Raw genomic sequence first — 8,340 nt, 5'->3', positions numbered from 1 at the left:
GAGAGCAGATCCCCGGCCCGTTCGATCTGATCCCAGCTGCCGCGCACGTACACGTCGGCGGCAGGATCGTCCTCGGGTGGGCCCCCGAAGGTGTAGTCCCAGTGCTCGAGCTCGTCCATCATCTGCTCATGGGTGAGCTCGCCGACCGCGTACCGCAGCATCACCTCACGAGGGGTGCGCTGCCGGACCTCCGGCCGCAGGCGGGCCTTCTTCAGCAGCCGGCTGATCTCCGGCTGCTCCACCCCCACACGACGTGCGATCTCACGCTGTGACCATCCGGCCTCGGACGCGGCAAGCACGGCGCGGATCTTCTCGAGCTGCGCCAGTTCCGCGCGCGGGGAGATCGCGCGCAGTTGCCGCTCGATGTCCTTCTCGAACGCCACCGACATCGTCTTCACCACCTCAACCGGGGATATACCAAATAGTATCACCTCGGGCTCTGCCTGCACCGCTGCTCAACCTGGCCTGTCGAGGTATCGGTCAGTGACCGGGCTGCTACGCAAGAGCTCGTAATCACACCGGGCCGGACTCGCACGGCCGGCTACCCCGGCAACGGAACGCCCCGCCCACGGGACGCCCTCGAGCCGCGCGCAGCGCGAAGGTGTTTCAGCGGATCTAGCTGCGTCGATTCCCCGTCTCCTGCTGGGTTTGCCGACCGCCGGGATAAGGGTTGGGCCGCTGGTAGGAGGGGTGGGGTGTCGGCAGCTGCGGGCGACCCGATCCCCGTACCTCTGTCCGGGCGGGAGAGCAAACGCCTTAAGGGGCAACCCAGCCGTGGATGTCTTTCATGACCGTGTGGGTCGTGGTGCCGTCGAGTGCACCGGGATCTCGAGGTACCACGGGGTCGGTACGCGGCTGGAGCGACGGCGCATCATCGGTCGGTATCACCATGGTTCCGGCCGGGTTCGCGATACGGGAGTGTCGAGATCGACTGTCGGAGTACTGGTCTCCGCCACCGGAGGAACGGCGCGCATGGTCGAAGACCAGCGCAGCCAGCCGGCGCGCACCCCCTCGTACTTGCGGCCCTGCCCGCGGGTGATCTCCCGCAACCGGTCCGGTTCGACGAAGAACACCAACTGCCAACCGCCGACGACCAGTTCAGCGATGACCGGCGCCGGCCCCCGCCCAGCACCGCGGTCACGGCGCGCGGCATCGGCGAGGACGTGCACGTCGACCGAGGTCGCGGCCGGATTCGATCCCGGCACCGAGAAATGCTCCCGGCTCCTCCACACTCCGTACATCCCATTCCTCGATCCACCGGTCCGGCCGCAGCCGAACCGTCCGCACCCCCGCGCTGTCCGGTGCACAGTGACCCAGACAGTCCCGCAGAGCAGGTAGCGGGTCGACACCCCGCCCACACCGCCGCCGACAGCACACCCTCTCGGGGGCTCATCCACTCCGTGAACCCCATCTCCTTCGCTACCGTGCCAAGCCATGGACACGACCCTGCACACACCACACCCCTGGCCGCACCCTCCGAGGGCCCGAACCCCGCCACCAGGCCGAGCCTTGACGAGCTAGATCGGGAGTGCGACACCGAGTTCAAGGGGAAATCAATAATGGAGCCAGGATTGACGAGGCCCGCGGTTACGCACCACACGGCGATGCCCCGCATCCGCCTTACTCAGTCGTCGCCGGTTCAAACCTCAATAGCGTTTGCGTCGAACAAGGATTGGCCTCGCGAGGGAGCTATCCATATCAGATCTGACGTTGCGGGGCCGGCGTTGCCGCTCCGACCTTCCTCGCCGCTGGGGAGGGATCGAACCGACTCCACCTCATACCTGCCGTTTCACCACCACGGCGCCACCGCGCTCGGCCGGGAACGAACCGGCCGTACACGCGACAAGTCGTCATCGCGGCCCACGTCCTTCCCGCGCCGGATCAACAGGTACGTCGCCGCGACCATCGACAAGGTGACGTGTCGGTACCACGCCCGGTATCCGCGGACCTGATAGTCCTTGAGACCGGCTTCTTTTCGGGCGACTCGGAGACACTTCTCGATTGCCGACCGTCCCTCGGCGACTCGGGCGAGTTCGGACAGGATGCAGCCAGCCGGGCCGAAGCACAGGTAGTAGGCGATGTCGGACGGGTCGGTGATCGATCGTCCGGCGAGGAGCCAGTTCCCGAATTGTCGTCCCGACCTGTGGAGGTCCACTGCCGCCCAGTCTCGAACACGATGTCCCGTCAGCTCGTCGCCGTGGCTGAGCCTGTGCCATACCGTCTCCGACAACTCGCCGATCACCTCGCGGGCCGTGCAGACCTGCAGGTGTGCCGTGGTCACGCGGCAGTCGCCCGGAATCTCGAGGACATGCGGGACGCTCCGCTCCTCCAGTGATCTCCGCAGATTCTCCGATCGCCCATAGAGGACGCCGGCAGTGAACCAGGCGAACGGCACGTTTGCGTCGAGAGCTCGGCCGAGCATCGTCTCGGCTAGATCGGCCGGGCTCCGGTACCCCACCGAGTCGTCGATGCCGGCCGCACGGCATCGGTCCCGATGGTCCGTCCATTCTCTCGGCAGGTACAGCTCCCGGTCGATCAGGCCCCACCCTTTCTGGGATGCGTACGCCAGGAAGATCCCGGTCTGGGCGTTGCTTGTCCTTTCGGTTTTCGATACCCAGGGCGCCACCCCGGCAGACCGGTCGCCTCGCTTCGGGAAACACAGGTCGCCAACAATCAGCAGGCCCTGCCAGACATCACCGACCAACTGGACCACCAGGTCACGCACGTCGTCGCGTACGCCATCCTCATCCCACGATGCTGCGTTCAGCAACCGTTGCATCCCCTCCGGGCCGGTCTCGCCCGCCGCCTCCGCCAGGGTCCACCCGTTCTTGCGCTCGATATCGCCCAAGAGGCCGTGGACATAAGCCCACATCCGCCGGCGCGGTTCGACGCGCGGGAATCGATGTGCGAACCGGGCACAGAAGACCTCGAATGCGGGCCCGGGCGAGCGCCCCTCACCACCGTCGGGGCCGGCAACCAATTGCGTGCGATCCGAATCTTTGGTCACGATCTGTCGTTGTAGAGCATCCCCGCCTGCCGAGGAACACTCGACCGCCACAGGTGATGTAGACCACTCCTGGGCATCGAGGGTGGGCTCGGTTCCCGAAGGCAACGTCGCAGACCCTGCGAATCCCACGTTCTGCGCCCCGACCCAGGCTGTGTCGCGGGACGCGCTCTACTGCATCCGTCGTTGAACAGCAAGCACATCGCAGAACCACCCTGTCGACCCCGACAGTCGGCTCGTGTCCCGGCATACCGGATGGAGCCGAAGATGTCGTTGTTTCGTCGTTCCGGGCCTTCTTATGGTTCGCGGTGACGTCGTCACTTCCGCTGGGGTATCAGCCCCTCCGCGACCTACACCTCAGAAGGTTCAGGTGACCATGGACAACCACCGCCGGCAGAACACCGCCGCACAACCCTACGAATCCGGTCCCCCGAGTCCGGAATCCACCATTTCGCGGAAGATCTCGTTCCGGATCGTTCCGATGCTGTTTCTCGGCGCACTGCTCAGTTACGTGGACCGCACAAACATCGGCGTGGCCAAACTCGAAATGCAGGCGGACCTCGGCCTTTCCGAGGCTGCCTTCGGTCTGGGCGCCGGCATCTTCTTCATCGCGTACGTACTCTTCGAGGTCCCGAGCAACATCGCACTTCACCGGGTCGGCGCCCGAATCTGGATTGCCCGCATCATGGTGACGTGGGGCCTGGTGACTTCCTTGATGTCACTGGTCGACAACGTATGGATGTTTTACGGCATGCGGTTCCTGCTCGGTGCCGCGGAAGCGGGCCTGCTACCCGGCGTGGTGTACTACCTCACCCGCTGGGTACCGTCCGCGAACCGTGGGCGAATCCTCGGACTCTTCTTCCTTGCCATCCCGGTCGCCTCGGCCATCGGCTCCCCTCTGACGAGCACTCTCATGTCGTTCCACCCGTGGGGTCTTCACGGATGGCAATTCATGTTCCTGGCCGAGGGACTACCCTGCCTGCTCCTCGCCGCGGTGATCATCAAGTTCCTCCCGAACGAGCCGGGCGATGCCCGGTGGCTCGACGCTTCGGAAGCGCAATGGATCACCGACACGATCCGCCGGGAGAATTCCGGCGTCACCGGGGACGGAAACGGCCACTCGTCGTGGACGGACGGCCTGAAAAATATACGGGTGCTTGCGCTTTCGGCCGTGTACTTCTCGATGGTCGTGCCCATCTACCTCATGGGCTTCTTCCTCCCCTCGATCATCAAGGAGATGACCGGCGGCACCGTCGGCACGACCGGCATCGGCTACATCGCTGCAGTACCGTACATCTTCACCGGAATTGCCATGGTGGTGATCTCCCGGAGTTCGGACCGAACCCAGGAACGTATGTGGCACTTCGCTGTTCCCACTTTGATCGGTGCGGGCGGATGGGTGGTCGCAGCGGCCACCGTATCGTCGAGTCCGCTCGTCGCCGCCATCGCGATCTGCATCGGCACAGTCGGTGCGATGGCCACGATTCCGACGTTCTGGACCACCGCCCCGAAAGTCGTCGCCGGTGCGGCCGCCGCGTCCGGAATCGCGTTGATCAGCAGCATCGGCAACATCGGCGGATTCGTCTCCCCGTACATGTTCGGCGTCATCCGCGACGCGTTCCCCGGCGAGACCGGCAACAGCGTCTCCTTCCTCGTCGGCGCGATCGTCCTCGGGATCGGGGGTGTGCTCATGATCGCGCTCTCCAAGAATCTTCCGGCCACCACACCGAAGAGTACGAAAACTGCTCAACTCCAGAATGACTGACCCAACCGACCGATCGGTTCTCCCGAATTCCCCTACACGAGGAAACCTGTGATCCACTACACCGATACCGAATTCCATCCCCGCGACCTCACCGACCGGACCTGGACCGAAACCACCGTCCTGATCATCTCCGTCCCCGAGGCAGGAATCCTGGGCAACGCCTACGTGCTGGCCCGACCCAACCTCGGCGTCACCCTCTCCTCGGTCATCCTGGGACAGGGCTTCTGCCGCCAACCCTACGAGGTCGACTTCACCGATCCTCAGATGCACCTACCCTGCCCAGAATCGTTCAGCAATTACTCCCTGGAGAACGGCCTGACCGTCTCCTCGGACGGTCCGCGCAACTACCGGATGCAATACAAGAATGCCCTCGGCGCAGCGAGTTTCGACCTCACCTTCGAGGGACTCCACGACCCGTTCGACCCACACGACCCGAACCAGAACCCACTGCTCGACATCGATCGAGCCACATCGAACGATCCACGCAAAGGCAACGAATGGGAGAACGGACACTTCGAAGTCAAAGGCCGCATCCGCGGCGAGCTGGAACTGCGAGGCAAGACCTACCAGGTCGAATCCTACGAGGGAATGGACCACAGCTGGGGACCCCGCCCCGAAATCGGCACCCGCTCGGTTTCGTGGGTCTCGATCAACTTCGGTGAAGAATTCGCCATGCACATGGCCGTCCCGATGCGGATCGAACGCGGACAGGTGTTCTACGACAAGATCCGCTTCGGCTACGTCGTCGACCACGGCGAAGTCCACGGCCTGGTCGACGGGACAATTCGAGCCGAGCGCGTCGACATGCTCGCGTTCAGCAACCACGTCACCGCCACCGACGTCCGCGGCAAGAAGCACGAGTTCTTCGGCAGCGCGATCGCGGGCCACCCGTGGTACACGTTCAACCCGTCCCACGTCTGCTACCAGTCACTGTTCCGATACGAGCGTGGCACCGCCGTCGGCTACGGCGAGATGGGGGACATCTTCGGCTTGGACTACCTGGCCGAGCGGATGTCCCGCCACGGCCGCGAGAAGTAGGAGCAATCTCGAATGACCAGCGCAACCCTGCCCCTGCCCGACCGAGACTGGGCCGACGACCCGACCGACGCCCAAATCGAACATCTCCGCGCGCTGTATCCGACCGAGCCCGAAGTGGATCGGACACTGACCCGCAAGATGAAGCGCCGCGCGCTCGGCCCGTACCGGCGGATGGACCTCGACGAGTTCGTCCGGCATGTCGAGTCTTTCCTCTCCGCCCGCATCGACGACCCCTTCCGGGTGTCGGATGCACGATGGTTCACCGGCGGTGTGTCCAAGATTCAGATGGGATTCACCTTGCACCGCAAGGATTCCGAGTCCTGGGTGAGCGAACGGATGGTGGTCCGGATGGATCCCGCCGAAGGGTCGAATGCCACCAGCCGGCTCCGTGAGTTCGAGCTCGTTGGCGCCGTGCAGGGCACGATCCCCATCCCCCGTCCGCATTTCATCGACGTCGAGGGGGAATTCTTTCCGGAACCCGCCTTGTTCTACTCCTATGTCTCCGGGGTCACCAAACCGTCGGCGACCACCACCGGGAAGATCAGCGGTCTGGGCACGAACTTCGGCCCGGGCGCCCGCGAACCACTGGCCGACCAGTTCATGTCCTCTCTGGCGGCCCTTCACACCTTCGATCTGTCCGCAACGACGTTCACCAGCCTCAGCCGACCCCGGATCGGAACCGACGACGCGGCGCGGTGGCTCCTCAACCAAGCTCGGCGCACGTGGGAAGAAGACCGGGCGGAGGACCTGCCGCTCATGGACGTGGCGGAGCAGTGGATGCGTCACCACCTGCCCGCGCTCGACCACGTCGGCATCGTCCACGGTGACTACCGCAGCGGCAACTTCCTCTACGACGAATCCACCCTCGAAATCACGGCCTGGCTCGACTGGGAACGCGGCCATCTCGGTGACCGGCACCGCGACCTCGCGTGGACCACGCAGTCCACCTTCGGCCACTACGACGAGGACGGCCGCTACCTGGTGTGTGGACTGGTCCCCGAAGATGACTTCTACCGACGTTACGAGGACGCCACCGGTCTGGCCGTGGATCCGGAGAAGATCACCTTCTACAAGATCCTCAACGCGTATCAGATCGTGGTCTCCACCCTGGCCTCGGCGCATCGGGTCGCCAAGCTGGGCAAGTCGCATCAGGACGTGGTCCTGTGCCGGGTCAAGGGCATGGCTGCGGTCGCAGCCGACGAGCTGAACACTCTCCTGAGCGAGGTGCTGTAATGGATCACTCGCGCAACACTCTCGGAGCTCTGCGCAAATCCCTGGTCGACGGCGTCGCGCCGGCGGTGGACCGGTCCGATCCCCTTGCCTCCGAGCAACTCCCCCTCGTCGTCGACTACCTGGAATTCCTGGGTACGCGGATCTACCGGATCCACGAACGGTCCCGGTTCGAGCTTGGCGAGTATCTCCGAATGGCCGAGGGTTTGCTGGCGCGGCTGCCGCAGCCGGCGACCGCCACCCTCGCCGAGCACATCGATGCCGGCAGGACTGCACGCGAGTCCGCGTCCACAGGCACCACCGAGCTCATCGAGTGGGCCGGCGCTCTTGCCACCGCTGTGAGCACAGTCGTGCAGGACGAGTCGCTTCCGGACGACGTCCGCCGAGCCTTGGGCCGGTGGGTCGTCGAATCCTCCCGACCGCTTCTGGCCTTCCAGCGATCCTGGTACGCGCCGTTCGGGTTCGAGGCCGACCGCGGTCGGCTCCGGAGCATCGACGAGTTGCTCTAGACAGGATGCTGCACACCACGTGTGCGATGACCTGGGCCCACACCTCGACGGATGAGGGCCCAGGTCCGGCGCATGTGCGTGATGGCGGACAGCTCACAGCGGGGCCAGCGGATCTTCGCTTGTCGTCGCTGGGAGTCCGAATCGATATCCACACAGCGAGCGCACCTTACGGTTTGCTCGCCCGAGCATTTCGGGTCACACCGTCTCGGTCTCGAGCGCAACCGGATGGGTACCGGCCCGGCCCGGGTCGGTCTTGTCGAAGAACTGAGCCGATCGCTCACGGATGGCGGGGTTGTCGCCGCAGAGTGCGTAGCCGAGCAGGGCTTCGAGTTTGAGTTGGTCGTCGAGGGGCCGGCCGATGACCTCGAAGATGGTTTCCTTTGCCGATTCCATGGCCTTCTGATCGTTGCGCAGGATCTTGGCGACGAGGTCGTTGGTCGCGGACTCGAGGTCGTCGTGGGGCACGACGCGGGAAACCAGGTTGGCGTGCAGGGCGCGCTGAGCGTCGATCGGCTCACCGGTCAGTTCCATCTCGAGGGCGATACCGACCCCGACGGTGTTGACCAGACGCACGATCCCACCGTCCGCCGGGTGCATGCCTCGGCGCAGTTCGAACGAGCCGAATTGTGCTTTGTCCGAGGCGATCCGGATGTCGCAGGCGAGGGCGAGCTCGAGCCCTCCACCGAGGACCCAGCCGTTGAGTGCGGCGACGATCGGTTTGTAGATGCGGTGCTGGCCCCGGGTGATGCCGCCGGCGAAGCCGTCGGGCAGTTTGTTGCGCGCGAGCATCGGGC

8 protein-coding genes are annotated in these 8,340 nt (G+C 64.9%); 4 read left to right on the top strand and 4 right to left on the bottom strand.

The genetic code is table 11. The features are described 5' to 3' along the window. The 3 genes from I0Q12_RS04325 to I0Q12_RS04315 all read right to left on the bottom strand — a co-directional run. Nucleotides 1–401 (bottom strand): hypothetical protein (locus I0Q12_RS04325; RefSeq protein WP_197250749.1); only part of this gene is annotated, 401 nt, incomplete at its 3' end. 483 nt (nt 402–884) lie between these two features. Then, on the bottom strand, nt 885–1,241 hold the full coding sequence (locus I0Q12_RS04320; RefSeq protein ID WP_197250748.1) for a hypothetical protein: 357 nt from the start codon (nt 1,239–1,241) through the stop codon (nt 885–887). Between the two features lie 548 nt (nt 1,242–1,789). Further along, nucleotides 1,790–2,980: an IS701 family transposase gene (locus I0Q12_RS04315; RefSeq protein ID WP_197250758.1), complete on the bottom strand. Its 1,191-nt coding sequence runs from the start codon at nt 2,978–2,980 to the stop codon at nt 1,790–1,792. A gap of 400 nt (nt 2,981–3,380) precedes the next feature. On the opposite strand from I0Q12_RS04315, the gene I0Q12_RS04310 reads away from it, so the two are divergent. Genes I0Q12_RS04310 through I0Q12_RS04295 form a run of 4 tightly spaced genes read left to right on the top strand, consistent with a single transcriptional unit; the run spans nt 3,381 to nt 7,546 of the window. After that, nucleotides 3,381–4,769 carry an MFS transporter gene (locus tag I0Q12_RS04310; RefSeq protein ID WP_231609990.1) on the top strand — a complete coding sequence of 463 codons (1,389 nt, stop codon included), beginning with the start codon at nt 3,381–3,383 and terminating at the stop codon, nt 4,767–4,769. Between the two features lie 48 nt (nt 4,770–4,817). Next, on the top strand, nt 4,818–5,807 hold the full coding sequence (locus I0Q12_RS04305) for a hypothetical protein (protein WP_197250746.1): 990 nt from the start codon (nt 4,818–4,820) through the stop codon (nt 5,805–5,807). Between the two features lie 12 nt (nt 5,808–5,819). Continuing rightward, complete coding sequence (locus tag I0Q12_RS04300) at nt 5,820–7,040, top strand: phosphotransferase family protein (protein WP_197250745.1); 1,221 nt, start codon at nt 5,820–5,822, stop codon at nt 7,038–7,040. After that, the gene (locus tag I0Q12_RS04295) at nt 7,040–7,546 is read left to right on the top strand and encodes a hypothetical protein (RefSeq protein WP_197250744.1); all 507 of its coding nucleotides are present in this window, start codon (nt 7,040–7,042) and stop codon (nt 7,544–7,546) included. Before I0Q12_RS04300 ends, I0Q12_RS04295 begins: the two co-directional genes overlap by 1 nt. Before the next feature lie 195 nt (nt 7,547–7,741). Here I0Q12_RS04295 and I0Q12_RS04290 read toward each other — a convergent pair. Next, nucleotides 7,742–8,340, bottom strand: a 599-nt coding sequence (locus I0Q12_RS04290; protein ID WP_231609975.1) for an enoyl-CoA hydratase/isomerase family protein, incomplete at its 5' end; no start/stop codon positions are given.

It is taken from the genome of Rhodococcus sp. CX, from assembly GCF_015865005.1.
In the GTDB taxonomy this organism is placed as follows: domain Bacteria; phylum Actinomycetota; class Actinomycetes; order Mycobacteriales; family Mycobacteriaceae; genus Rhodococcus.
The sequence above is the reverse complement of the archived record's forward strand: the minus strand, read 5'-3'. Positions and strand labels throughout refer to the sequence as shown.

What these genes read in the sequence shown, in the direction of transcription:
- I0Q12_RS04320 (WP_197250748.1), bottom strand. Translation starts at nt 1,241, where the DNA reads ATGTACGGAGTGTGGAGGAGCCGGGAGCATTTCTCGGTGCCGGGATCG.
- I0Q12_RS04310 (WP_231609990.1), top strand. Translation starts at nt 3,381, where the DNA reads ATGGACAACCACCGCCGGCAGAACACCGCCGCACAACCCTACGAATCC.
- I0Q12_RS04300 (WP_197250745.1), top strand. Translation starts at nt 5,820, where the DNA reads ATGACCAGCGCAACCCTGCCCCTGCCCGACCGAGACTGGGCCGACGAC.
- I0Q12_RS04295 (WP_197250744.1), top strand. Translation starts at nt 7,040, where the DNA reads ATGGATCACTCGCGCAACACTCTCGGAGCTCTGCGCAAATCCCTGGTC.